Origin of the sequence: Burkholderia theae (genome assembly GCF_048565265.1) — a bacterium.
Classification (GTDB): Bacteria; Pseudomonadota; Gammaproteobacteria; order Burkholderiales; family Burkholderiaceae; genus Burkholderia; species Burkholderia theae.
Genome location: NZ_CP183463.1, coordinates 302,107 through 327,352, shown reverse-complemented (window position 1 = coordinate 327,352; position 25,246 = coordinate 302,107). Strand labels below are relative to the sequence as shown.

Here is a 25,246-nt window from a genome sequence, read left to right as displayed (position 1 = left end):
CTTGCAACGCTGTCGCCGGCAGACCATTCGACATGGGCGCCCAGGATTGCCGGCTCAGGCAACACGCAAGGATCCATGCGTCGCCCGCACGCTGGTTCTGATCTGGAAGTCTGATGTGTCGAGCTGGATGTGCCGGCTGTCGTTCGGCAATGACTGTCGGTTGACCGCGACAGTGACCTTCGAGCGGTCCCGCGTCGAAGGGTGATAGGAGTATTGCATCTGGATGCGAAAACTCAAGGAGCGTGCAACTGCCCGAACCGCCCGGGTCAGTTCCCGTCGCTTGCCACGATCGAGGCCAACGCGCGATCGCCGTCGCGTTGGGCCGTGTCTTCGGCGGTAAAGATGTGCTCGCTGAATGCGATCAGCTTGAAGCCACTTCCCATTGAGCGAGGAACCGTGATGCCCCAGTGCCAGCCTCCATCCTGTTCGAATACGTGGAGGGCGGGGGGCGCCTGGCTCGGTGCTGATGAAGAAGTCGTCATGGCGTGCTCTCCCGTCATCGAGCGACTGCGGGCAACTACATCGAAGGTGCGAACTCAGTCTACGGGCATTTTTGCTGCGTCGCAACATGCGCGTTGCGGTAAAAATATCGAGCCGCCAAGCGTCATAATTTTGAAACACCATATGCACCGTGAGAGCTTACTGGCATATTGATGTGACGATTGTGATTTTTCGGAGGCATCATGGAAAGCGGTTCGCTTGTGTGGGCAGGGGTGCCGCATAACAGTGATGGTGTAGTCTTTCAGGTTCGCGTGGGGCGCGGGCTTCAGCGCTTTCATATCGCGCGGACGGTGCTTGAGAAGGCGCTCGATCTCGAGCGGTTGGCGACCGATGCGCGACAACTCGAGTGCTTTTATGAGCACTTGACGCCGATCCTGGGCGCCGCCCGGAAGACGCGCTCAAGTGCCAAGGCGGATACTGTCCCCTTGAAGATTTCCGATTTCGTCAGAACGGGCAAGACGTGGGCCGGGCACGATGCCCGGGCAGTGACACGATGAGTGCCGTCGAGCGGTCGACGAGCCTCGCGGCTTGAAGACCGCGTGCAGGATGACGGTTCGTTCGCGCGTAACGGCACGATCCTTGTCCGCATCGCCAATCACTTTCGCGACCCGGCCAAGCGTTTCGAGCGTTGCTGCCTGCGTGGAACGAACCGCCCGCGACGATGGGCTTTCGCTTTCCGCGATCCGGCAAATTCGTTGACTCCCCCGGTGCCGATCGGCAACGCGTGGGCGGGCAGTCATGTCGGTGACACCATTGTCCGCCGTTTCAATGGTGACAGAATCTGGCCATGCAGCGTCCTACACTGGACGTACTCCTTCATCACGGCAGGAAAGCCGTCGTGTCCCGCCCCAACAACGCAGCCCGGAAAATCGTGCGAGCCTCAGTGAGGGCGATGATTGCGGTCATTCGAGCGAACGCGGTCACGGAAAAATAGTGGATCCCATCGTTTCGAAACACATAATCAACGACGGAGAAGAAATGGAGCAAGAGTCTCAGCCTGCGGCGATGCCATCGCTTGTCGTCAACGTTGGCGACGTCAACGAAGTCGAGCGCATCGGGGGCGATCATTGGGGAAGCGCACGGAAGCCCCTGACGCCGGCCCTTGATGCCAGGCCGGGTCGTCTCGGGGCGAACCTGTTGCGGATACCACCGGGCAGAACGGCCTTTCCTTTTCACACGCACGCAAGAGAGGACGAGGTGTTCTTCGTGCTGTCCGGCCGAGGGGTCTTCCGCTACGGCGATACCGTGCAGGAAATCCGGACGGGCGACTGCATCTCGTGCCCCGCGGGCACCGGCGTCGGTCACCAGCTGGCCAATCCGTTCGACGAGGACCTTGTGTACCTTGCGGTCGGAATGAACGATCCGCACGAGGTCTGTACCTACCCGGATAGTGGCAAGGTCATGGTCCGCAGCCTGAAAACCGTCGGCCGGCTGGCCGAGGCGCCCTATATGGATGGCGAATTGGACCGGCCGAAGGTGCTGGACCTCGCGCAATCATTGCTCGCTTCCGCAAACTCATCGGGAGCTGCTTCAGAAGATTGAAGGCGTAGGCGTTGCGTTCGCGAATCTTGGGTCTGCGGAACGGAAAGTGACTTTGGCGGGCGGCGGCGGCAGTCCCGCCGCATGCGCGTCAGAGGCCGAGTTTTCGTTCGCTCATCCACTTCACGATCGCCGGATCGCGATGGGAGAAGAAACTGCTCGTGCCTGTCTCCAGCGTTGCGATGGCCTGCATGTCTTCGTCGGACAGTTCGAAGTCGAAGACGGCCAGGTTTTCCGCCATCCGCTCCTTGCGCACGGACTTCGCCAGCGCGACGATGCCGCGCTGAACCACCCATCGCAACACGACTTGTCCCACGGTCTTGCCGTGGCGCTGCGCAATCGCCGCGAGCTGCGCGTTCTCGAACAGGTTGTTACGCCCTTCGGCGAAGGGCGCCCACGCCTCGGGCTGAATGCCAAGCCCGCGCATGAAATCGACGCTTTCGTCCTGCTGGTGGAACGGGTTGACTTCGATCTGGTTGACCGCCGGCGTTACCTCGTTGAAACACGCGATATCCATCAGACGATCCGGGTGGAAGTTGCTCAGACCGATCGCGCGCAGCTTGCCGGCACGATGTGCTTCCTCCATCGCTCTCCACGCGCCGTGAACGTCGGAGAACGGCTGATGGATCAGGAACAGATCGAGGTAGTCGAGGCCCAGACGCTTCAGCGACTTGTCGATGGCCACCCGAGCCCGTTCATAACCGGCATCCTCGACCCACAGCTTGCTCGTGACGAATAGCTGGTCGCGCGGCACCCCGCAACGTTTGAGGCCGCGCCCGACAGGCTCCTCGTTCTTGTAGGACGCGGCAGTGTCGATCAGGCGATAGCCCGCCTGTACCGCGTCGACGACACAGCGTTCGCATTCCGCCTCGTCGGCAATCTGAAAGACGCCGTAGCCGAGGATCGGCATCGTCATCCCGTTGTTCAGTGTCACATCCTGCATGGTCGGTCCTTGGTGCGGAAAGTCGATGGCGGTACGAGGCCGGCTCGGGGCGAACCGGATTTCATGGCCCTGAGGCGCTACTTTAGAAGGCGCGGTTTCAAGCGAATAGTCGAATTCTGGTTGCGCCAGTATCAAGCTCAGATTGATACTGGTGCGATCCGCGCTCGACCATGCGCGCTTCAACGCACGCATCGACCATGCCCAGCAACGACTTCAAGGCCATCGCGACCTTCGCCAAAGCGGTGGAACTCGGCAGCATCCGGAAGGCTGCGCTTGCCCAAGGCGTCACGCCTCAGGCGGCGAGTCAGACCATCGCGCAGCTGGAGCAGCGCCTCGGCGTCCGGCTATTGCATCGAACCACGCGCAGCCTCGCGCTGACCGAGGAAGGGCAGCGGTTTCTGGAGAACACGCAGCCCGCACTGGAGGCGCTGGACAGGGCGCTTGTTCTGGCGCGGGAATCGAAGGACGAGATCGCGGGGCCTTTGCGTATCGTCGGGCCGAAATCGTCGTTCGCCGCGGTCCTGATGCCGCTGCTCGACGCGTTCTGTCGCGCGCACCCCGGTATTCAACCGGACGTCCAGCTCGATGACGGAATCGGCAACTGGGTGCTGGATCGTGTCGATGTCGGCTTCAGGATCGGCGCATCGGCCAGCGAAGGCGTAATCGGTCGGCAGCTCTTCCCGATCCAGATGATCGTGTGCGCCGCGCCTGACTATCTCGAAGCACACGGCACGCCATCGACACTGGACGACCTCGCGGCGCACCGGTGTGGCGTGTTCCGGCATCCTGCCACGGGCAAGGTGGCACCTTGGTACCTGAACGTCGACGGCAAGCTCGAACATCGGCAGATGTCTCCTGCGTTCGCGACGAACGACTCGGAGCTTGAAGTGCACGCGGTGCTCGCCGGGCAAGTGATGGGGCAGCTCGCGGGGTTCTCGGCCGTGCCGCATATCCGGGCGGGACGACTGGTGCCGGTTCTCGTGCAGCATATGAGCACGCACATCGGTCTTCACCTTTACTACGGAAGCCGAACTGCTCTGCCGAAGCGCGTGCGAGCGTTTCTGGATCTCGCGTTCGAGCGCCTGCATGACTGCCACGATTTCATGCTGACGGATAAAGAGATCGAGCGGTTCAAGGTGCGGTCGAAGCGATCTGTCCGCGCGCGGTAAGTTGGCCGGTTCATCACGTGTGATTTTCTTTCCGGGCGATTACCGGCCAGAGATCGACAGCGGCCGCGAAAGCGGGCCACGAAACGCCCGGGCGTCCAACGCGCCCATGGCCGCCAATCCATCGATGTACGCGCTGCAATCGGCGCGGTAACCGCTAGAATTGCGGTTTTAGCCCGGAATACGTCCATGTCTTTTGCCTCGCTCGGCCTGATCGACCCCTTGCTGCGTAATGTGCAGGACCTCAATTACCAGACACCTACGCCGGTGCAGGCCAAGGCGATTCCTGCCGTGCTCGGTGGCAAGGACGTCATGGCCGCGGCACAGACCGGCACCGGCAAAACGGCGGGTTTCGCGCTTCCGCTGTTGCAACGGCTGGTGCAGCACGGCCCGGCGGTGTCCAGCAACCGCGCGCGTGTGCTGGTGCTGGTGCCCACGCGTGAACTGGCCGAACAAGTGCTGCAAAGCTTTGTCACTTACGGCAAAGGCCTCGACTTGCGATTTCTGGTCGCGTACGGCGGTGTGAGTATCAATCCGCAGATGATGAAGTTGCGCAAAGGCGTGGACGTGCTCGTTGCCACGCCGGGCCGGTTGCTGGATCTGAATCGCCAGAACGCGGTGCAGTTCGATCAGGTCCAGACGCTGGTGCTGGATGAAGCCGACCGCATGCTGGATCTGGGCTTTGCGCGCGAGCTCGACGCCGTCTTTGCCGCGTTGCCCGCTCGGCGCCAGACGCTGCTGTTCTCCGCGACGTTTACCGACGATATCCGCGCGATGGCGGCGGGCATTCTGAGCAACCCGGTCAATATCAGCGTCAGCCCGCCCAATGTCACGGCGAGCAAGATCAAGCAGTGGGTGGTGCCGGTGGACAAAAGGAACAAGCCCGACCTTTTCATGCATCTGGTGGCCGAGAACAAATGGGAGCACGCGCTGGTGTTCGTCAAGACCCGCAAAGGCGTGGATTACCTGGCGGCCATGCTGGATGAAGCGGGTTATGCGGTCGACACCATCCACGGCGACAAGCCGCAACCCGCGCGCCTGCGTGCGCTGGAGCGCTTCAAGACACGCGAAGTACAGATGCTGGTCGCCACCGACGTGGCTGCGCGCGGGCTGGATATCGACGATCTGCCGCTGGTGATCAACGTCGATCTGCCGATCGTGGCGCAGGACTACGTGCACCGTATTGGCCGTACCGGCCGCGCGGGTGCGAGCGGCGTGGCGGTGTCCCTCGTGTGTGCCGATGAAGCGCCGCAACTGGCCGCGATCGAAGCGCTGATCCGGCAATCGCTGCCCCGTGAAGAAGAGCCGGGTTTTGAGGCCGATCACCGCGTGCCGGAAACCAGTGCAACGGGCGAGATCATCAAGAAACCGAAAAAGCCCAAGAAGCCGAAAGTGCCGCAGGCTGTGCCGGGCGCGAAGCAGGCAACCGGCAAGAAGCCGCGCCCGCAAGGGGGCGAAAGCAAACGCAAGCCCGGGGCGCAGCGTGCTGTCGCCGCAGGCAAGGGCACGAGTTTGTCCAGCGGGAACCCGTTCAGTGCGCAGAAGCCGCGCAGCAAACCCGCCGGCAAGACAGCGGCGGGTGCACGCAAGCCGGCTGGAAAACCCGCCGGTGGTCGCGGAAAACGTCAGCCCTGATTCGCGGGGGATGAGAAACGCCAGCCCTGGAACGGGCTGGCGGTTTGCGTCGACAATCGAGCAGTCTCCTGCACTCGCAGGTTTTCAACGGGTTCCTTAATGGCGATCACAGAAACGCTGCGGCCCCCGGGGAGCATCGTCGTACTCAATGGTCCGAGCAGCGCGGGCAAAAGTACGCTGTCCAAGTATCTGTGCGAGAACCTGGACGAGCATCATTTACACGTCGAGCTTGATGTATTCCGAAGTATGGAGCCGGCTAACTATTGGGACGTCGAGCCGCAGTTGGCGCAGGTTCGCGTGGCGGCCCTGTGCCGAGCGATTAACGCCACGGCCGCTACTTTTTCCCGGCACGGCCAGCCTGTGATCGTCGATCATGTTCTCTCGCCCGATGCGTGGCGCTACATGCTTGAAGATCTGATCGGGTTACCGGTATTCATTATTGGCGTTTTTTGTGCGCTCGAAGTCCTGATGGAGCGCGAACAGATCCGCTGTGATCGTAAGATCGGACTGGCCGAGTCTCAATTTCACTCGATTCATGCTGACCGACACTACGACTACGTTGTTGACACGTCGTCTTCGAGCGGCGTTGAATGTGGTCAGCTGGTTCTGGAGTGGTTAAAAATGCAACCTGCACCGACTGCATTCACGAAGATGCGTCAGCAGTTTTTCCAGTAACTTGAATGGACAGGTGTTGGTCAGGAGCGGCCGTTGTTAGATGCCGGCATTTGGCGGCGAAATCGATCAAGAACTGATGCAAGACACCGAGGCCCCTTCAATGAAGCAATCCGAAATCGACCGGGAACTTCGACTGCTGGTAAAGGCAGAAGCTAAGTCTAGGCGCTGGAAGTCGGTCGGCGCCACACCTTACTGGACGAACGGCCCTCTCTTCTTCTCGATGACCTTGTCCGCGAGGGCGAAGGAGGGCTCATTTCAATCGTGGCTGCGCTTCAAGTGGCTTGAACTTGATCGTCTACTCTGGCGCGTCCTCGGCATGTCAAGCAACGAGAACGCACCCTTCAGTCTTCACGCGAACGGAGCCTTCGTGCTTACCGGTTGGGAAATTCAACACTTCGCAGTCCATGATCTTGTGTGGGAACCGGGGGGGCTGGAGCGGCAACTTGAGATTGCCACCCGACTAGCAGCGTCCAGGGCGGAAGAGGTAGCGCTGGAGGTTGACTCCCTGAACTCTTACATTCGTTTCCTCGATAGAGAGTACGAAATCTTCATGCAGAAGCACCCAGGTGCGGCGGTAACTGTCTGGAAGGAGCATCTGCTTGTACACATGCTGAAAGGAGAAAAGAGTTCGGCTGCTGATGTCGCGATAGAGCGAATCGCCAAGAAAGATTCTGGGGACTTCACTTCCGGAGGCAAAACATTTTACGAGCGAGCGCTTGCCCTAAACGAGGCATGACGTTAAGGGGGGGCCGCATTACGAAAATACGCGGAGCCAGCTCGAACAATCTGAGGGGCTGGTAACAGGCGCCGAATCCCGCGCCCTCGACCGGCCGTTCTGGGTCGGTCACGACCGCCCCCGAAATCCGTCACCAATGACGTTCTTCATTCACATTCACGTGCCACCCGTCACAGGACATGACGATCGTTCGGCGCTCGAGCGGCCGTCTCACTTGAAGTCGACGCGCATGCCTCACTGCGCTCGGGTATGCTGCGTCAAAATCGGCGCGGCGAACCAATCGCATGCGGCTTCGATAGAGCGGGTAACAGCCTGATCGCATCGCAACCATTCGCCACACCACGCCGCATTCATCTCCCGGAAAGGAGGCCGCACATGGCAGAACTGGACAACCTGCTTCACGAGCGAATCGTAGCGCTGAGCGAAGCCGGCGATGCATTGGCGGAAGACGAAAACTACGAAGGCGCGCTCGCGAAATACTGGGAAGCATTCGACTTGCTCCCCGAGCCCCAGACCGATTGGGAGGCGGGAACCTGGTTGCTGGCCGCGATCGGCGACGCGAATTTCCATCGAGGCGACTACGCGGCCGGCCGCGACAATCTTGGCCACGCGATGCATTTCCCCGACGCGATCGGCAATCCGTTTCTGCACCTGCGGCTCGGGCAGTGCCAACTCGAACTCGGCAATCTCGATCGCGCGGCTGACGAACTGATGCGCGCCTACATGGGCGGCGGCCCGGAACTGTTCGAGGACGAGCGCGGCAAGTACCTGCGATTCCTCGCCACGCGGGCGGAAGGAATCAAGACGCCCTGACCCGAATGCATTAGCGTTTCCCCCAATGCGGAAACCGCCGCAGCCGCCGATGTTGCAGAGAGAGAAGATGTAAATAATTGATCCGAGGCCAATTATGACGACATCCGAAACAAACGGACCGAACGCGACATCGCCTGAAACGGCCGAGGCGGCAGCGGCATCCGACGACGCATGCAGCGCACCGTCGATCCTGCTGGTCGACGACGAGCCGAGCATGCTGTCGGCGCTAAAGCGCGCGTTCCGGCCCGCAGGTTACGACATCCTGACAGCCGACAGCGGCGAAGCCGCGCTGGACATACTGGCGTCGACCGAAGTCGACCTGATCGTGTCCGACATGCGGATGCCGCACATGAGCGGTGCCGAATTTCTGGCCCGCGCGCGGGCCATGTACCCGGACACGATGCGTATCCTGTTGACCGGCTACGCGGAGATCGCGTCGGTCGTGCAGGCCGTCAACGAAGGCGGCGTGTATCGCTATCTGAACAAGCCGTGGGACGACCACGACCTGCTGATGACCATCGAACAGGCGCTGGAGCAGCGGCGCTTGCGCCGCGAAGCCGCCCGGCTGGCCGCGCTGACGGAGGCCCAGAACGAAGCGCTGCGCCGTTTCAACACGGAACTAGAAACGCAGGTGCGCGCGCGCACCGAGGAACTCGGCCAGACCGTGATGTTCCTCGAAGCCGCGCAACGCGACCTGAAAAGCAGCTTCACGGCGATGGTCCAGGTGTGCGCGAGCATGATCGAAATGCGGTGCGGGACCGCCAGCGGCCACGCGATGCGGGTCGGCGAGATCGCGCGCCGGCTCGCGTTGTCGTCGGGGATGAGCAGTCTGCACGCGCAGGACGTCTATTACGCGGGGCTGCTGCACGGCATCGGCAAGCTGTCGTTGCCCGACGAATTGCTGCACAAGCCGACCACGCGGATGACGACGGACGAACACCGCCTGTTCCAGGAGCATCCGCTGCGCGCGCAGATGGTGCTGACGCCCGTCGCGCAATTGCACAAGGTCGCCTCGATCGTGCTGCACCAGTACGAGCGCTTCAACGGGCGCGGCACGCCGGACGGGCTGGCCGGCGATGCCATCCCGCTCGGCTCGCGCATCGTTGCGATCGCACGCGATTTCGAAGGGCTGCGCAATGGCGAAATCGGGGCGCCGCATTCGCTCGAGCAGGCGCTCGACGCGTTGCAGTCGCAGGCCGGCGTGCGTTACGACCCGCAGATCGTCGAGCGTTGCATCGAGCTGATGCGGGATCCGGCGAGTCTCGGCATCGCGGCGTCCGTCGCGGAGATCAAGTCCGCGCAGCTGCGCGAAGGGATGCAACTGGCGGACGACCTGCGCACGCATCGCGGCGTGCTGCTGATGACGAAGGGCAGCGTGATGTCGGCGCACCAGATCGAGCTCGTACGCCGCTTCGAGACGCGGGAAGGGGCGCCGTTCGATATCCTCGTTCTGGCCGGCTCGGCCGGCTCGGCCGCCTCGAAGCAAACGCACAACGCGAGCGCGCCGCCCGGCTGACCCAGGACGCGCGGCGGGCTGGCCGCGGCGCGCTCGACTACGTGCCGCGGCCACGCATTCACATCGATTCGGGCGCTCGATCATGCACGGCACCTACAACCTCCTGCTCGTCCTGCTGTCGCTCGCCATCGCGACGCTGGCGTCCTATACGACGCTCGACCTGGCCGCGTTCATTTCGCTGCTCGACAACCCGAGGCTCAAGCATGCATGGCTGGGCGGCGGCGCGGCCGCGATGGGCACCGGGATCTGGTCGATGCATTTCGTCGGCATGCTCGCGTTTTCGCTGCCGATTCCGCTCGGTTATGCGCTGCTCGACACGGGCGCATCGCTCGCGATCGCGGTGCTCGTGTCGTATTTCGCGCTGACCGTCGTCACGCGTGCGCGGCTGGGCTGGCGGCGGCTGCTCGCGGGCGGGGCGCTGATGGGCGGCGGGATTGCCGGCATGCACTACACGGGGATGGCCGCGATGCACATGCAGCCCGACATTCGCTACGATCCCGCACTGTTTGCCGCATCGATCGGCGTCGCGGTGATCGCGTCGACTGCCGCGCTATGGATTGCACAGGCGCTACGTGTGCAGCAGGCGCGCCATGCGACCGCGCAACGGGTCGGCGCGGCCGTCATCATGGGCATCGCGATTACCGGCATGCACTATACGGGGATGGCGGCCGCGCATTTCGCGCCGGATGCGCGATGCGGCGCCGCGAACGGGATCGACGCGCCGTGGCTCGCGACGACCGTCGCGCTGTTTACGATGGCGACGCTGATCGTCACGCTGCTGCTCAGCCGCTTCGATGCGCGCACAACCTTTTTACGCGGAATGGCCGACACGCTGGAGAGGCTCGTGCAACTGCGCACCGCGGAACTCGAACGCGCGTTGCGCCGCTACGAGCAGTCGACGGAGATGCTGCAGCGTACGCGCGAGAACATGGCGACGGAGATCGACGAACGCAAGGCCGCGCAGGCACGGCTCGAACAGGAGAAGGATGAACAGCGGCGTCTTCTGCATGCGCTGGAGGAATCTCACGTGCAGTTGCTGCAGTCGGAAAAACTCGCGTCGATCGGTCAGCTCGCGGCGGGTGTCGCGCACGAGATCAACAATCCGATCGGCTTCGTCAGCGCGAACCTCAATACGTTGAAGACCTGGGTGCGCAGTCTGCTCGACGTGGTCGCGGCGCATGAAGCGGCGCTGCCGCAGCTCGACCCCGCCGCCCGCGACGCGCTGACGGCGATGGGCCGCGCCGCGGATCTGGACTACGTCCGCGACGAGATCGTGACGCTGATCGACGAATCGATCGATGGCGCGGTACGGGTGCGGCGCATCGTGCAGGACCTGCGCGATTTCTCGCGCCCGGTCAGCGATGAATGGAGCGTGGTCGATCTCCATGCAGGGATCGAGAGCACGCTCAATGTCGTGCATAACGAACTCAAGTACAAGGCCGACATCGTGCGCGATTATGGAGACCTGCCGCAGGTCGAATGTCTGCCGTCGCAGTTGAACCAGGTATTCATGAACCTGCTGGTCAACGCGGCGCAGGCGATTCCCGAGCGCGGCGTGATCACGATCCGCACGTCGAGCGACGGCGAGCAGGTGTCGATCGCGATCAGCGACACCGGGACGGGCATGACGCTCGATGTCGTCCGGCGGATCTTCGATCCGTTCTTCACGACGAAGCCGGTCGGGCAGGGAACCGGGCTCGGCTTGTCGGTCTCGCACGGCATCATCGAGCGCCATCGCGGAACGATCGACGTGACGAGCGAGCCCGGGCGCGGCACGACATTCTGCATTCGGCTGCCGGTCCGGCGGGCCAGCGACAACGCGAACGCGGCGGCGCTGGAGCAACGGGTGTGAGGAGGTGACAGCGGATGCACGCCTCAGGCCTGGCGGGTTTTACGCGTCACCGTGGCGTTCGGGGCGATGTCGCGGCAATCGCTTGTGACGCCGACATTTCCGTAGACGATTGACAGGCCGGAAGCGATGCCCGCCTGCACAGCAGTTCAGGCCGGTTCGATTCCGGTTCACGTTCCAAAAAAAGCCCGCTTCGGCGAGGCTTTCCATTTTGGTCGTGTGCGAGGGAGCATGCTGGACGCATGGTTGCCGGCCATCAGTCGACGGGGGCGACCCGGGAATGGTTGCGGTAGACATTGAATCATGTAGCAATCTCTACAGTATTGCAGCATCTATGACGGCAGCCTATGCTGCCGTCATGAATACGATCTCTCGTTCCTGGCTCCTGCTGATCGTCAGTTTGCCGACGGCCGGTGCGACCACGCGCATGCGTATATGGCGTGCCGTCAAGGCGCTGGGCTGCGGCGCCCTGAGGGACGGCGCATACCTGTTGCCGGCCCATGCCGAGCAGGCAGCGCAGTTGCGCGATCTGGCTGACGAGGCGCGTAACGGCGAGGGGCAGGCCTGGTTGTTGCATGTCCGTGCGGAAGATGCTGCCGACGAGGATGCGTACCAGGCACTGTTCGATCGCACCGGCGATTACGCCGACTGGTTGGCCGATCTTTCGGAAGACCGCAAGACCCTGTCCGATCTCGCGGCAGCCGATCTCAATCGCCTTCAACGTCGCCACGCTCGCACGTACGAAGCGATCCGGAGGATGGATTTTTTTCCCGGCGAAACCTCGCTACGCGCGAGTGCGCAATGGCGGGATTTCACCGCCGCCCTCGAAGCGTTGCGATCCCCCGGCGAGCCCCATGCCGCTCAAGGCGGTATTTCGCGCCGCGACCCCGCCCAGTATCAAGGGCGGCTGTGGGCGACGCGTCGTCACCTTTGGGTGGACCGGGTCGCCAGCGCGTGGCTGATTCAGCGCTTCATCGATCCGCATGCGCGCTTTGTGTGGCTGGAAAATCTCGCTGAATGTCCGGTTGACGCCCTTGGCTTCGATTTCGATGGCGCCCCGTTCACGCACGTGGGTGATCGCGTTTCATTCGAGGTACTGATCGCCAGCTTTGGGCTGGAAGACAACGAAGCACTCGTGCGGTTGGGCGCAATGGTGCATGCGCTGGACGTGGGCGGTGCGCCCGTGCCCGAAGCCGGCGGGTTCGAGGCCATCCTGGCCGGTGCGCGAAAGCGTCTTGGCGGCGACGACGCTTTGCTGACGGAGATCGGTGCCGTCCTCGACTCGTTGTATGCCCATTTTCGCGCTAACCGAAAGCCATAACCCTGCTGCTCGCACGCGCCATGAATACACATCGCGACCGTCCTGCCTATACGCTGTGGCAACTGATCGGGTACTTCGCGCGGCTCGGCACCACGGGGTTCGGCGGGCCGGTTGCGCTCGCCGGCTATATGCATCGAGACCTCGTGGATAACCGCAAATGGATCGCCGACGCGGACTACAAGGAAGGTCTCGCGCTCGCGCAGCTCGCTCCCGGTCCGCTGGCGGCGCAATTGGCGATTTATCTCGGCTACGTGCATTACCGTATCGTCGGTGCCACGCTGGTCGGAATCGCTTTCGTGCTGCCGTCGTTTCTGATGGTCGTGCTGCTCGGCTACGCGTACACCCGATTCGGCGGCCTGACCTGGATGCAGTCGGTGTTCTACGGCGTCGGCGCGGCGGTGATCGGCATTATCGCGATCAGCGCGCGCAAGCTGACTGCAAAGAGCATCGGCAGAGACAAGCTGCTATGGGCGATCTATCTGGGTCTGGTTGCCGTGACGGTCGTGACCGAATCCGAAGTGGCGTGGCTGTTTCTTGCGGCGGGCCTGCTCGTCTGGTTCAGGCGCTCGCCACCCAAGTGGGTACGCCAACGGCGTGTCAATGCGATTGTCGCCGTGCCCGTCTCCGCCACGGGCGCATTGCTGGGTACCGTCGATTGGCCGCAGCTTGCACAACTTGCCGTCTTCTTTGCCAAGGCAGGCGCCTTCGTGTTCGGCTCGGGGCTCGCGATCGTGCCGTTCCTCTATGGCGGCGTGGTCACGGAGCACCAGTGGCTCAACGAGAAGCAGTTCGTCGACGCCGTTGCGGTTGCGATGATCACGCCGGGGCCGGTCGTCATCACGGTGGGCTTCATCGGCTATTTGGTGGCGGGCCTGCCCGGTGCGTGCGTGGCGGCCGCCGGCACGTTCCTGCCGTGCTATCTGTTCACGGTGCTGCCGGCCCCGTATTTCAAGAAGTACGGCAAGCTGCCGGCGATTCTGGCGTTTGTCGACGGCGTCACGGCGGCAGCCGTGGGCGCCATTACGGGGTCGGTGATTGTTCTGGCCAGGCGTTCGATCGTCGATGTGCCGACGGCGTTGATGGCGCTCGCGACGATTGTATTGTTGGTCAAGTTCAAGAAACTGTCGGAGCCGGCGATCGTGGCGGGGGCCGCCGTGATTGGCCTGGTGGTGTATCCGCTGTTGCATCACTGACCGTGGAGGCTGTCATGCAATGGATTACGCGCGAACGTCCCAAGATCGACAGGATTGCCTGTCCCTGGCTGATCGTCCGTTTTATCGACGAGGCACCTGACTTCCTCTACGTACCACCGGGTGACGTCCTGCGCATCGCCGGCGAGACCGGTGCGATCCCGTACGACATTCCGGGTGTGGCGTTGACGCATGTCGACGACAAATGCAGCTTCGACGCGTTTCTCGACAAATACGGTCTGGGCGACGATCTGGCCTTGCGGCAAATGGCCCGCATCGTTCGGGGCGCGGATACGTCGCGGCTCGACTTGACGCCGCAGTCGAGCGGGCTTTACGCGATTTCACTGGGTTTGTCGCATGTGTTTTCCGACGATCACGACATGCTGGAACACGGCCTGGTGATGTACGACGCGCTCTACGCGTGGTGCAGGCATTGTCAGGCAGAAAGCCACACGTGGCCGCCAAGGATGCCGGATTGACCGGCCGTGCGGTTCTTCGCCGGGCGTTTGCGGACGACGTCAACGGATCGCTGGACGCGAGCGCGTGGATTTCGGCGCAAGTTCAAACGTGATTTTTCAATTGCGGTCGTGTCATGCGACGCGCAAATTCGACCGCAACATCAGGGCCTGCACGCCCGCCACTACCGCCGATCCAGCAGCGTATCGCTCAGCACGCTGAACGCCGCGCCCGGCAGCTCCTGCAAGTGTTCGACCACGCTGCTGACCGGATAGAACGCTTCGACCGAATCGTCGAGAATCCCGACGCCGATCAGCTCGACGCGTTGCTCGCGCAGCGCATCGACGCGTGCGCGCAGGTCGGTGCGCAGGATCGCCGGGTTGCCGTCGCCGGTTGCCGGAAAACCGTCCGACAGCACCATCAGGATGCGCCGGCGCGCGCGCTTCGACAGCAGCCGCTCGGCGGCCCAGCTCAACGCCTCGCCGTCGGGATTCTCGTGGCCGCATTCGATGCAGGCCAGGCCGCTCGGGTTGTCGGAATCGAAGCGCTTGTAGACGCGCAAGTCGAGCCGTTCGACGAAGCGGTTATAGCCGAAGGTTTCTTTACCGTCGTCGATCCAGCGCCGGTAATGCGCGCGCATCGCGGCATCCTCGACGGAGCTGTAGCCGAGCACTTCGCACGCGAAACCGAGCTGCATCAGCGCGTCGCATAGCGCGGCCGCGCAGAGGGTCGCGAGTTCGATCTTCTTGCCGGCCATCGAGCCGCTGCAGTCGATCAGCAGGCTGACCGCCGCGTCGCGCCCCGGCGCCGCGCGTTTGACGCGAAACGGCGTGCGATAGCCGGGCGTGGTCGCCAGACGCACGAGCGAGGTCCGGTCGAGCTGGCCGCGCTCCTGTTCGCGCTTCCAGCGCGTTTGCTCGTCCACTTTCAATGCGCGTTCGAGCCGTATCTTGAGCGGCTCCGTCTGCGCGCGCGCCGCGCCGCGGAGGCGATGCCAGCGAGCCGGTTCGCCTTTTCCCGTGAAGTCGGTGATCGTATCGAACGCGGTGGTCAGCGGGACGGAGAACAGCGGCCGGTTGTCGGCGGACAGGCGGATCGAGCCGGGCGCCGCATCGCCCGGCGTGGGCGCTTCGGTCGACGACTCGGTATCGGCGATCGCACCGGCGCCGGATTCGGCGCTGACCGGCGCGCGCGCGTCGTCCGATGCGCTTTGTCCGTCCGATTCGAACTCGGCGGCGATGCTCGCGCTGTCGATCGTGCTGCCCGGATCGGCCGTGAACATCATGTTGTTGGCGCCGGCCGACGCGAGCGCGCGTACGCGTTCGACAATTCGGTACGCCGCGCGGATGCTGTCGGCCGTCGATGTCGCGGCGCGCGCGTCGTCGACGAGATCATCGGATGCGGCCATCGTCGCGTCGAGCGACGGCACGCGCTCGATGGCGGACGGCTGTTCATCCCACAGCGCGCGTTCGATGCGCCACAGCAGTTTGTCTCGCCACGCTATCCCGGGCCATCGGCCGAGCGTTTCGGTGGCCGACGCCGCGCGCATCCGGCGCAGGAACGTGTTCGCGCCGGGATAGATCGCGACGAGGCGAGTGGCCACGCGACGATCATCGATCGCCTGCGCGATGGCCCGCACACTGGGGGACGCCAGCGCGGCCACGTCGGCGATTGCGCCGAAGCGTGTGCGTGCCGCATGGAGGTCGACGAAACCGGTGATCGCGTCGTCGTCGACATCGCCGGCGAGCAGCGTATCGGGCAGCACCAGCACGTCGCGCTGCACGACCGGCCCGTGGCTCGCGAACCGCACTTCGATGCCGTGCCGTTGCGTGAGCGTGCGGGCCAGCCGTGTCAGGTGGAGCGCGCGCGCATCGTCGTCCCGGTCCATCGCGCTAGGCCTCGACGTCGATGTAGTGGCGGATGATGCTGCGAATCAGGTCGGCATCTTCCGCGCTGACCTTCGCATAGATGGTCGGGCCGGCGGCCGCTTCGGGGTCGCCGGTGCGCAGCATCAGCTCGGCCCAGTCGAGCAGGCGCCGCGTCGAGAACGCGCTGGTCAGATCCTCGCGGACGAACGCGGCGCGGCAGTCGGCCGCGATCGCCGCGAGCGTGTCGGCCATCGCGTCGGACATGGCCGCGCCGAAGGTCCGCTGCAGCACGCGCGCCTCGTCGGGCGGCGGCAGATAATCGAGGTGGTACACGCGCCAGCGGTCGAGGAACGCCTCGTTCATCACGTTCGCGCCCTGGTACAGGTGGCGGAACTGCCCCATCGCGCCCACCGCATTGGCGGTCGCGAACAGCCGGAACGACGGATGCGGCACGACGATCTCGTTGCCTTTTTCCTTCAGCAGCAGGCGCCCGGCCGGTTCGAGCACGGCGGTCAGCACCGCGAGGATCGCCGGTTCCGCGAAGTCGATCTCGTCGACGATGAGCCACAGCCCTTCGCGCATCGCGGTCGGCAGCACGCCGTCGACCCAGATCGTCTCGCCGCCCTTGACGGTCCAGAAGCCGACGAAGTCGCCGACCGTCGTCTGCCCGTTCATGTTCGAGCGCAGCACGCCGTGGCCGGCCTGCGCGGCGGCCTGCTCGATGAGGCTCGTCTTGCCGGTTCCGGTGTGCCCGATCAGCAGGATGCGCCGGTTCTCGACGATGTCTTCCAGCACGTTGGTCGCACGCGCGGTGAACAGGTAGGCCGGGTTCGGCGGAGGCACGAGCGGCCCGCTCGGGCCGCGCGGCATCGGCACACCGCCCACGTGCGCGGTGTGCGTCGTATCGCCGGCGGCCGACGGCCGCGCCACCTGCGCGCGGCGCAGGTCCTGCATGAACCCGCCGCGATGGGCGGGGGCCGCGCGCTCGCCGGCTTCGCGCCGGACGAAACCTTCCTGAAGCCACTTGTGCAGTTTCGCGTCGAGGTTGTCCGCATCGACGACCGTATCGACCGACGTGCTGCCGTCGGGCCGGTGATGCTGGATGCGGTACATGTGCGCGCGTTCGGAGCGGCTGACGATCCATTGCCCGGCGGACGGATCCGCGAGTTGCCGATAGACGCCGAGTACCGATGGGGCGGAAGGGTGGTTGTCAGCGGGTGCGTTCATGGTGGCAAGCGAGAGTGGGCGGCCGACGCGGCATGCCGTCGAGGCATCGCGTCGATTGTATATTTTTGCCGCGCAAGAGGACATTCGCGCCGGTATCGGCTCGCCACGCTTCAGCGCAGAACGGGCGGCCAGCCCACCGGATCAGGCGATCACCACCGGTAACGCGCTGCAGCATGATTGTCCGGCACCCGCGCGGCGGTACCGAACAACTTTTCCCGGAACGACCCCGGCGCATAGGCGGCCGGGTAGCGCTGGCGGCGCGTCAGTTCGGGAACGAGCAGGCTGGCGATCTGCCGGTAGGAATCCGGCAGCGTCAGGTACGGGACGTTGAGCCCGTCGATGCCGGTCGCATCGAACCAGTGTTCGAGCGCATCGGCGACCGTGCGCGGGCTGCCGGACAGCACCGGGCCGAGACCGCCGAGACCGGCCCAGTCGATCACGCGATCGACGGTCCAGCCGGACCCGTCGGCCTGCGCGAACTGGGTCGCGAGCGACTGGATCGCGCGGTTGTCGAACGTCGTCAACGGCGCCGCGCCATCGAGTGCCGCGAAGTCGATGCCGAGCCAGCCGGACAGCAGCGCCCGCACGGCGTCGCGATCGACGTGCCGGCGGTAATCGGCGAGCGTCGCGGCGGCGAGCGCGTCGGTTTCGGCGACGACGATCGCCGCCTGCGCATAGATGCGGACCGCATCGCGCGGCCGGCCCGCCTGTTCGGTGCGGTCGCGGATCGCGTCGACGAGCTGCGCGAGCCGTTCCGGTGAATGGGCCACCACGAACGCGCATTCGGCGTGCTGCGCGCAAAAGCGGATGCCGCGCGGCGACGCACCGGCCTGGAACAGCAGCGGCGTGCGTTGCGGCGACGGTTCGCTCAGGTGAATGCCGGACACGTTGAAATGCCGGCCCGCATGCGCGACGGCGCGCACGCGGGCGGCATCGGCATAACGACCGGCAGCCGCGTCGCGCAGCACCGCGTCGTCGCGCCAGCTGCCTTCCCATAACTGGTAGCAGACCGACAGGTATTCGTCGGCGTAGTCGTAGCGCAGGTCGTGATCGGCCAGCTCGGGGCGGCCGAGGCTGTCGAGCGCGCCGGGCAGGTAGGACGTGACGATGTTCCAGGCCACGCGGCCGCGCGTCAGATGGTCCAGCGTCGAGATGCGGCGCGCGAACACGTACGGATGCTCGGCGAATACCGACGACGTGAAGCCGAAGCACAGGTTCTCGGTAACGGTGGAGAGGCCGGCGATCACCGGGAGCGGATCGTTGACGGGCAGTTGCGCGGCCGATTCGATCGATCGCGCGAGGCCGTCGCCGTGCGCCGCGTGGGGGCCGAGCACGTCGGCGAAGAAAATCGCGTCGAAGCGGGCGGCTTCCAGCAGGCGGCCGAGCGCGAGCCAGTGCGCCATGTCGAGATAGTCGCGCGAACGGTCGTCGCGATGCGTCCACATCCCGGGCGCGAGGTGGGTCGGGCTGTTCAGCAGGAACGCGTTGAAGCGGATCGGCTTGCGCATCCGTGCCGTCCATTACGCGCAGATCGGCGCGAGTGCGTCGACGCTCGCGCAGAAGGCGTCGAGCTCGTCGTCGGTCATGTCCGCGCGGAGCGTGACGCGGACGGCCGGGCTGTCCTGCGGCACCACGGGAAAGAACACCGGCGACGTGAGAAAACCGCGCTCGAGCAGCGTGGCGGCCATCCGGTTCGCGAATTCGGCATCGCCGCAGCGGAGCAGCCGGATCGGCGACGCGCTGCCGTGCTGCGCGGTCGCGAGCGCGGCGTCGAAGCGGCGCAGGTTGTGTTGCAGCCGCGCCTGCAACGCGGGCAGCTCCGGTGACTGATGGATGTCGAGCGACGCGAGGCCGGCGCCGATCGCAGCCGCATTCAGGCTCTGCGACCAGTTGGCGGGGCCGCCGTAACGATCGATCAGGTTGCGCGTGCCGGCGTCGCGATACAGGAGCACGCCGCCGCTCGCACCGAATGCCTTGGCCAGCGACGCGACGACGAACACGCGTTCGGGCAATTCCCCCAGCACCGCATGCACCAGCCCGCGGCCGAGTGGGCCGATCGCGCTCAGTGCATGGGAATCGTCGTAGTACACCAGCATCCCGTACTTCTGCTGTAACGCGATCACGTCGGCGACCGGCGACACGCCGCCCATGCTGTAGAACGAATCGGCGATATAGGCGACCTGCCGGTGCTGACGGCACAGCGACTCCAGATGATCGAGGTCGTTGTGCGCGATGGTCAGCACGTCGGTTTCGTCGGCGCACGCGGGTTTCGCGTGGTTCATCGAGTAATGCGCGAAGCGGTCGAAGGCCATCACCGGCCGCACGCCGTCGCTCAGCAGGCCGGCCGCCATCAGCGGCAGCATGCCGGTGCTCGCGGCGCTGCACGACAGCGCGACGCTGGCCGCCGCGCCGAAGTGCGCGCCGAGTGCCTGCTCGTAGCGGTCGAGGATCGCGAGCTTGCAGCGGTTGCGCGAATTGGCGATCCGCAGCGTGCGCGTCGCGCGCAACGCGTTCATCGCGCCTTCGAGGATGCGCTCGTCGTAGTCGAGACCCAGATACGACGTCGTGCAGAAATGCGCGAACTGCCGGCCGTGCGCGTCGTGCAACCGGTTGCGGCCGGACACGGTCGCGTTGATGCCGGCGAGGCCGATGCGCTGCGCATCGTCCCATTCGCCGTGCGAGCGCGCGACGACCTTCTGCAGATTGGTGTGGCGATTCCGCTGTTCCATGCCGGGTCTCCGGTGTGATGAAGGGGCGCGCCGCTCAGCCGAGCAGGCCGGCCCAGTACAGGCCGGCGGCCAGCTCGACCGCGCGCATTTGCGTCGTATGGGCCAGCCGGAACGCGTCGCCCTCGATGGTTTCGTCGGGAAACTCGGTGATGAGTGTGAACGGAACGGTCGAGCGGTGATCCTCGAGCACATGACACGGAATGCCGTTGATGCGGGGGAACGGCAGGTCGCCCGCGTGTGCGTGCCATGCATGGAGTTGCCGTTCGTTGAATGCCACGAGTTCGTCCGATTGCGACAGCGCGTGGGTCAGCGCGTCGAGGAACGGTCGCCCGTCGTGGCCCGCGTGGTGCCGCAGGATCAGGAAGAAGCCCTTCGGAATCGACCAGAGTTCACTGCCGCGCGGAACGTAGCCGCTGCGCGGCCGCGTCCATTCGTGCGCGGGGTAGCCGTGCAGGCTCAGGTGCAGCCGCGCGCCGGTGCGTTCGATCGCGTCGAGGCGGGCGGCTTTCTCGCCGAACGGCGGTTGCGTGCGGGCTTCGAGGTCATCGCCGAGCGCGGTGAAACGCGCCGCATGGGACAGGTGCGTCGGATGCGTGGCGCGCAGGTGATGATGCAGCGCGGCGCCGTCCGGATTCTCGAGCGGCACGAGCGCATAGTGCGCGTCCGCGCGTGTGTTGAGCGCGTGGGCGGCCCGCAGCGCGCCGACGACGCCCGACGGTTCATTCGCATGCTGGCCGGCGGTGACGACGAGCCCGGGCAACGCGCCGCGCACGTATATGCCGTTTACGCCGCGGCCCTGGTGTGAAGTGACGGCGAACCGCTCGCCGGGCAGCGCGTCGAGCGCGCGGGCGACGTCGGGTGGCGACAGCGGTCGGTCGACCACCGCGAGTGCGGCTGGCGACGCGAACGTGTCGCCCGAGGCGGTTTCGGTTTCCGCCGTCTCCGCGCGGACATGCGTCTCAAGCGTGATGCGCAGCGTCGTATCGCCTTGCGTGCGAACGATCTCGGGCACGATCTGGCCGGACTGCAGCGTGCGGTCGGACGCGTCGCGGCCCGCATGCGCGTGGAAGAATTCGGCCGCGCCGTAATAGGCGTCCTCGGTCCAGGCTTCGAGCGTGCTGACGAGTTCCTCGCCATACGGCAGCGTACGTTCGATACCCGCCGTGGCGATCGCGATCCGCAGGATGTCGAAGAACGGCGCGTTGTCCGGCCATGGATGCGCGCGCAGCGCGTCCAGCGTCGCGGCCGCGGCGGCCTCGAATTCGGTGACGAGCGGCGCGTCCTCGATCAGCGTGTCGCCGTGCCACGCGCGCAGCCAGCCGCTCGGCGACGCGGTCGCGTCATTGGGCGCGAAGATGCGATGCGTAGCCCCGTCGGTATCCACGACATAGTGCGCGGGATCGTCGCCGGGTTCGAACGCGAATTCGAGCGGCGCGAGCCAGCCCGCGAGCGGATACGCTTCGAGCCGGAACCGCTGGTGTGCGCCGGCGGGCGTGCGGACCACGATCCGGCCGGAGCGCGGCGGCGCGAATTCCTCGATAAAGAAATGCAGCAGCGGCTTGTACGCGCTGCGCAACACCGCGTCGATGCCGCGCGCGGCGAGCGTGCGTTCGGCATCGCGGCGCGCCGCTTCGTCTTCGAACAGCCAGGCCTCGATGCGGGTCGCGGTGCCGGCCGTGAAGCGGTCGGTCAACGTGCGCAGCGTGCGCGGATACACGGCAGAAACAAGCGTCGTCATGGTGAAGGAAGGCGGGGACGGGTCGGGAAATCGATCGGCGCGCGCCGGCGCCGGTCGTGTCGAAGGTGGGTTGTGACGTCAGCCGGAAACGGTCGGCCGCGCGACAGGGTCGCCATGGGTCGACGCACCGGGATGCCCGGGCGTCCCGTGCACACGATGCGCGGCCGGCAGCGCGACACGCACATACAGAAACGCGCGCCGCTCGCGATCGGGCAGCACTTGCGGCCCGTAGCTGATCGTGACCGCGCCGTCGTTGATCTCGCCGGCCTGCGCGAAACGCCATGCGCCGGGATCGCTGTCGAGCAGGAATTCGGCACGGGCATACGCGTGCGGCTCGAACAGCTCGGGGATCGCCACCGCGCGGCCGGCGAGCTTGTCGAGCAACGCGTCGACCACGTTGAAGCCGTAACCATCGCGGACGATGTCGCAGATGAAGCTGCCCGCGATGCGCGGATTCAGTTCGATCACGTGCGGCACGCCGTCGTGCACGATGCAGTCCAGGTGCACGGGCCCCCACGTGAGCCCGGCGGCCGCGGTCGCACGCGTGCCGACGTCGATCAGCGCGCGCAGCGTGTCGGCGTCGAGGTCGAGTTCGGACGTATAACCGCGTTCGAGAAAACCGGCGCCATGGCGCTTCAGCTTGCGCAGCGCGCCGACATAACGACCGTCGAAATACTCGACGCAGTATTCGCTGCCGCTCAGGAATTCCTCGATGACGACACGCTCGGTCGCGAGCGACGACGTATCGGCCTGCGCGGCGGCAAGCGCGTCGAGCTGCGCGCGGACTTCGGCGATATCCTCGCAGCGCCGCACGCCATCGCTCGCCGAGCCTTCCGACGGCTTGACGACGACCGGAAAGCGCAACGGGTCGGCCGCGGCCGCGAGCGCGGCCGGCGCGGCCAGCGTGCCCGAGACGAATTGCGCGGCCGGGATGCCGTGCGCGGCGAGCAACGCTTTCTGGTTCGACTTCGATACGGCGTGCGCGACGTGTCGCGCATCGGGGCCGGGCAGGCCGAGCGCGTCGGCGACCCATGCGGCCGTGCGCGCATAGGTGTCGTGCGCGGTCGTCACGCGCAGCGTGTCGAGCTCGCCGGCAAAGCGCGTGCGCAGCCAGCCGGCGAGCTGGCCGGCGTCGGGCGCGAGGTTGACGGTCTCGACGCCGTCGGGAAACACGCCGTCGAGACGGTGGCCGGGCGCGGTGATGACGGTCACGGCCACCTGCCGCGCGAGCGCGGCGCGCACGAGGGCCACGCTGCTGCCGGTGGCGCGGGCGCCGATCACGATGAGTCGCTTCATGCTGGATCCTTGATCGAGGACGGGAGAATGGCGCCGCTTCACGCGCCGGCTAACGCGCACGTCGGCGCAGGCGTTGCGCTTCGAGGCGCGGCAGCAGGTGCTGCACGACGCGCGGCAGCGTATAGATCGGCAACTGCGCGCACGTGAACACGAGCGCCATGGTCGGTGTCGCGGCGAGCCCGAGCGCGGCCCACATCAGGCCGACGTTGCGATTGGCGACGATCAGCGCGACATTGAGCCGGGTGCGGACGTCGCCGGGCGTGAGCCCGTACGCGATGATCTGGAAACCCGCGTTGACGGCGAACGCCAGTGCGATCGCGGTCAACGCGCGGTGCGGCGCATCGATGATCGATTGCTGCATGCCGGCCATCGTGCCGAGCGCGAACACCAGCAACGCGACGACGACGATCGCATCGATGGGCGTTGCATAACGATCGAGCCGGGCACCCGCAAACCGCCGTACAAGTAGCGCGACGCCCTCGGCGCTGCCGATCAGCAGCGCGAGCCGCAATGCGAGGCTCACAGGCGAGATCGCCACGGCCGCATCGTGGCTGAACCAGGCCGTCAGCAGCGGTGCGGTGAGCGGGACGAACACCATCGACGCGAGGGTCGCGACGAGCGCGACGCTCGCGTCGAGCGACAGCATCCGCGCGATCGTCGACGTGCCGCTCGACGGCGGCGCGCAATACGCGATCACCAGCGCGACGACCCAGTCGTACGGCAGGCCGGCGAGTCGCGCGGCGATGCCGAGCGCGACCGGGCACGCGATCATCGTCACGGCGGGCAGCAACAGCGACACGGCCGGCCGCCGCGCGACCGCGCGCACGGCGCTGGGCTCGACGCGCAGCAGCGTACCGAGCACGAACAGGAACACGGTGACGGGCATCAGCGGCCGAGCGAGAGCCGCGAGCGGCGGAACCAGCAGCCCGAGGACGACGCCGCATGCGAGCACGGTCGGGCCGCGCCGCACCGTCGCGGCGATCAGCGCGCGCACGGGCGAGCCTCGGGCCGGCGGCAAGCGGACATGAAACCGGAGCAGACAGCGGATGGCATGCGGATTCCTCGGAATAGGGCCGGCCAGCATCGAATGTTGCCTAGGCTAATCCGGATGATGTGCGAAGTAAAATGATATAAACTGAATCAGTAACAAGAGAAAGTGATATGAACATACCTCTGCTCGAAACCTTCCGGGCCGTCGTGCAGGAAGGCAGCGCGTTGCGCGCGGCCGAACGGCTGGGCTGCACGCAGTCGAACGTGACCGCGCGGCTGCGTCAGCTCGAAGAGTCGCTGGACGCGCCGCTGTTCGACCGGCACGGCAAGCGGCTGGTGCTGAACGATGCCGGGCGCCGGCTGATCCCGTATTGCGACCGCATCCTGCGCCTCGTCGACGAAGCGACGCAGGTGGTGCGCGAGACGCCGGTCGCACGCAGCTTCCGGCTCGGGTCGATGGAAAGCACGGCGGCCACGCGGTTGCCGGCGCTGGCCGCCGCCTTGAAGGAGCGCGATCCGGCGCTCGGCCTCGTGGTGCAGATCGGCAGCGAGCCGGAACTGGCCGACGCGCTGCTGCGCGGCCGGATCGACGCGGCGCTCACCGCGCGCGCGGTCGTCCGGCCGGGGTTGCGCTACGAACCCGCGTTTGCCGAGGATATGGTGCTGGTGAGCGCGGCCACGGTCACGCGCCGGCAACTGCTGGCCGACAACACGGTGCGGCTGCTGGCGTTTCACGACGGCTGCCCGTATCGCGCGGTCGCGGAGCACTGGCTGAAGGCGCGCGGTTTCGCGATCGAATCGGTGGCGTCGTTCGGCACCTTCGGCGCGATCCTCGGATGCGTGGCGGCCGGCATGGGCGTCGCGATCCTGCCGAAGCGGATCACGACCGAACACGTGGCGCGCAAGGAACTGCGCGCGCATGCGTTCGACGATCTCGACAGCGTGACGACCTATCTCGTCACACCCGAAGAAGCGCCCGCGCTGCCCGAACTCGACGCATTGCGCGCGGTGCTGGGCCGGCAGGCGGGGGCGTTGCTCGCGCGCTAGTCGGCAGCGCC

22 protein-coding genes are annotated in these 25,246 nt (G+C 65.6%); 13 read left to right on the top strand and 9 right to left on the bottom strand.

All coding sequences use genetic code 11. The annotated features are described in order from the left end of the window. Window positions 1-266: 266 nt before the first annotated feature. Window positions 267-482 (bottom strand): hypothetical protein, encoded by a 216-nt coding sequence (locus tag ACN22W_RS34270; protein WP_419690491.1) that lies wholly within the window; start codon window positions 480-482, stop codon window positions 267-269. 201 nt (window positions 483-683) lie between these two features. On the opposite strand from ACN22W_RS34270, the gene ACN22W_RS34265 reads away from it, so the two are divergent. Further along, window positions 684-998: a hypothetical protein gene (locus tag ACN22W_RS34265; RefSeq protein WP_419690490.1), complete on the top strand. Its 315-nt coding sequence runs from the start codon at window positions 684-686 to the stop codon at window positions 996-998. A 436-nt stretch (window positions 999-1,434) separates the two neighbouring features. Continuing rightward, a complete protein-coding gene (locus tag ACN22W_RS34260) occupies window positions 1,435-2,043 on the top strand; it encodes a cupin domain-containing protein (RefSeq protein WP_419690489.1) in 609 nt (202 codons plus the stop codon). Between the two features lie 88 nt (window positions 2,044-2,131). Here the strand turns inward: ACN22W_RS34260 and ACN22W_RS34255 are convergent, their stop codons facing one another. Beyond that, complete coding sequence (locus ACN22W_RS34255) at window positions 2,132-2,983, bottom strand: aldo/keto reductase (RefSeq protein WP_419690767.1); 852 nt, start codon at window positions 2,981-2,983, stop codon at window positions 2,132-2,134. Window positions 2,984-3,180: 197 nt separating this feature from the next. Here ACN22W_RS34255 and ACN22W_RS34250 point away from each other — a divergent pair, with 197 nt between their 5' ends. The 10 genes from ACN22W_RS34250 to ACN22W_RS34205 all read left to right on the top strand — a co-directional run bounded on the left by ACN22W_RS34250 (window position 3,181) and on the right by ACN22W_RS34205 (window position 14,363). Beyond that, entirely contained in the window at window positions 3,181-4,152 is a 972-nt protein-coding gene (locus tag ACN22W_RS34250; protein ID WP_419690488.1) for a LysR family transcriptional regulator, read from the top strand. A gap of 186 nt (window positions 4,153-4,338) precedes the next feature. After that, on the top strand, window positions 4,339-5,784 hold the full coding sequence (locus ACN22W_RS34245; RefSeq protein ID WP_419690487.1) for a DEAD/DEAH box helicase: 1,446 nt from the start codon (window positions 4,339-4,341) through the stop codon (window positions 5,782-5,784). Window positions 5,785-5,883: 99 nt separating this feature from the next. Next, window positions 5,884-6,459: a chloramphenicol phosphotransferase CPT family protein gene (locus ACN22W_RS34240; protein WP_419690486.1), complete on the top strand. Its 576-nt coding sequence runs from the start codon at window positions 5,884-5,886 to the stop codon at window positions 6,457-6,459. Between the two features lie 100 nt (window positions 6,460-6,559). Continuing rightward, complete coding sequence (locus tag ACN22W_RS34235; RefSeq protein WP_419690485.1) at window positions 6,560-7,195, top strand: hypothetical protein; 636 nt, start codon at window positions 6,560-6,562, stop codon at window positions 7,193-7,195. A gap of 375 nt (window positions 7,196-7,570) precedes the next feature. Continuing rightward, a complete protein-coding gene (locus ACN22W_RS34230) occupies window positions 7,571-8,008 on the top strand; it encodes a tetratricopeptide repeat protein (RefSeq protein WP_419690484.1) in 438 nt (145 codons plus the stop codon). A 94-nt stretch (window positions 8,009-8,102) separates the two neighbouring features. Then, window positions 8,103-9,524, top strand: coding sequence for an HD domain-containing phosphohydrolase (locus tag ACN22W_RS34225; RefSeq protein WP_419690483.1), 1,422 nt, complete (start codon window positions 8,103-8,105; stop codon window positions 9,522-9,524). Window positions 9,525-9,606: 82 nt separating this feature from the next. Next, complete coding sequence (locus tag ACN22W_RS34220; RefSeq protein WP_419690482.1) at window positions 9,607-11,376, top strand: histidine kinase; 1,770 nt, start codon at window positions 9,607-9,609, stop codon at window positions 11,374-11,376. A gap of 355 nt (window positions 11,377-11,731) precedes the next feature. Then, on the top strand, window positions 11,732-12,694 hold the full coding sequence (locus tag ACN22W_RS34215; RefSeq protein WP_419690766.1) for a chromate resistance protein ChrB domain-containing protein: 963 nt from the start codon (window positions 11,732-11,734) through the stop codon (window positions 12,692-12,694). Between the two features lie 20 nt (window positions 12,695-12,714). Continuing rightward, complete coding sequence (locus ACN22W_RS34210) at window positions 12,715-13,887, top strand: chromate transporter (protein WP_419690481.1); 1,173 nt, start codon at window positions 12,715-12,717, stop codon at window positions 13,885-13,887. 14 nt (window positions 13,888-13,901) lie between these two features. Continuing rightward, entirely contained in the window at window positions 13,902-14,363 is a 462-nt protein-coding gene (locus ACN22W_RS34205; RefSeq protein ID WP_419690480.1) for a chromate resistance protein ChrB domain-containing protein, read from the top strand. 161 nt (window positions 14,364-14,524) lie between these two features. On the opposite strand, the gene ACN22W_RS34200 is transcribed toward ACN22W_RS34205, so the two are convergent. The 7 genes from ACN22W_RS34200 to ACN22W_RS34170 form a co-directional block, all read right to left on the bottom strand. Next, window positions 14,525-16,228, bottom strand: coding sequence for a cobaltochelatase CobT-related protein (locus ACN22W_RS34200; RefSeq protein WP_419690479.1), 1,704 nt, complete (start codon window positions 16,226-16,228; stop codon window positions 14,525-14,527). Window positions 16,229-16,232: 4 nt separating this feature from the next. Continuing rightward, window positions 16,233-17,435, bottom strand: coding sequence for an AAA family ATPase (locus ACN22W_RS34195; RefSeq protein ID WP_419690478.1), 1,203 nt, complete (start codon window positions 17,433-17,435; stop codon window positions 16,233-16,235). Window positions 17,436-17,584: 149 nt separating this feature from the next. Then, entirely contained in the window at window positions 17,585-18,943 is a 1,359-nt protein-coding gene (locus ACN22W_RS34190) for an NtaA/DmoA family FMN-dependent monooxygenase (protein ID WP_419690477.1), read from the bottom strand. A gap of 12 nt (window positions 18,944-18,955) precedes the next feature. Continuing rightward, a complete protein-coding gene (locus tag ACN22W_RS34185; protein WP_419690476.1) occupies window positions 18,956-20,164 on the bottom strand; it encodes an aminotransferase class I/II-fold pyridoxal phosphate-dependent enzyme in 1,209 nt (402 codons plus the stop codon). Window positions 20,165-20,198: 34 nt separating this feature from the next. After that, the gene (locus tag ACN22W_RS34180; RefSeq protein WP_419690475.1) at window positions 20,199-21,902 is read right to left on the bottom strand and encodes a hypothetical protein; all 1,704 of its coding nucleotides are present in this window, start codon (window positions 21,900-21,902) and stop codon (window positions 20,199-20,201) included. 78 nt (window positions 21,903-21,980) lie between these two features. Beyond that, on the bottom strand, window positions 21,981-23,198 hold the full coding sequence (locus ACN22W_RS34175; protein WP_419690474.1) for an ATP-grasp domain-containing protein: 1,218 nt from the start codon (window positions 23,196-23,198) through the stop codon (window positions 21,981-21,983). A gap of 49 nt (window positions 23,199-23,247) precedes the next feature. Then, window positions 23,248-24,192 (bottom strand): hypothetical protein, encoded by a 945-nt coding sequence (locus tag ACN22W_RS34170; protein WP_419690473.1) that lies wholly within the window; start codon window positions 24,190-24,192, stop codon window positions 23,248-23,250. Between the two features lie 167 nt (window positions 24,193-24,359). Between ACN22W_RS34170 and ACN22W_RS34165 the strand changes: the two genes are divergently transcribed. Beyond that, window positions 24,360-25,235: a LysR family transcriptional regulator gene (locus ACN22W_RS34165; RefSeq protein WP_419690472.1), complete on the top strand. Its 876-nt coding sequence runs from the start codon at window positions 24,360-24,362 to the stop codon at window positions 25,233-25,235. Window positions 25,236-25,246 lie beyond the last annotated feature (11 nt).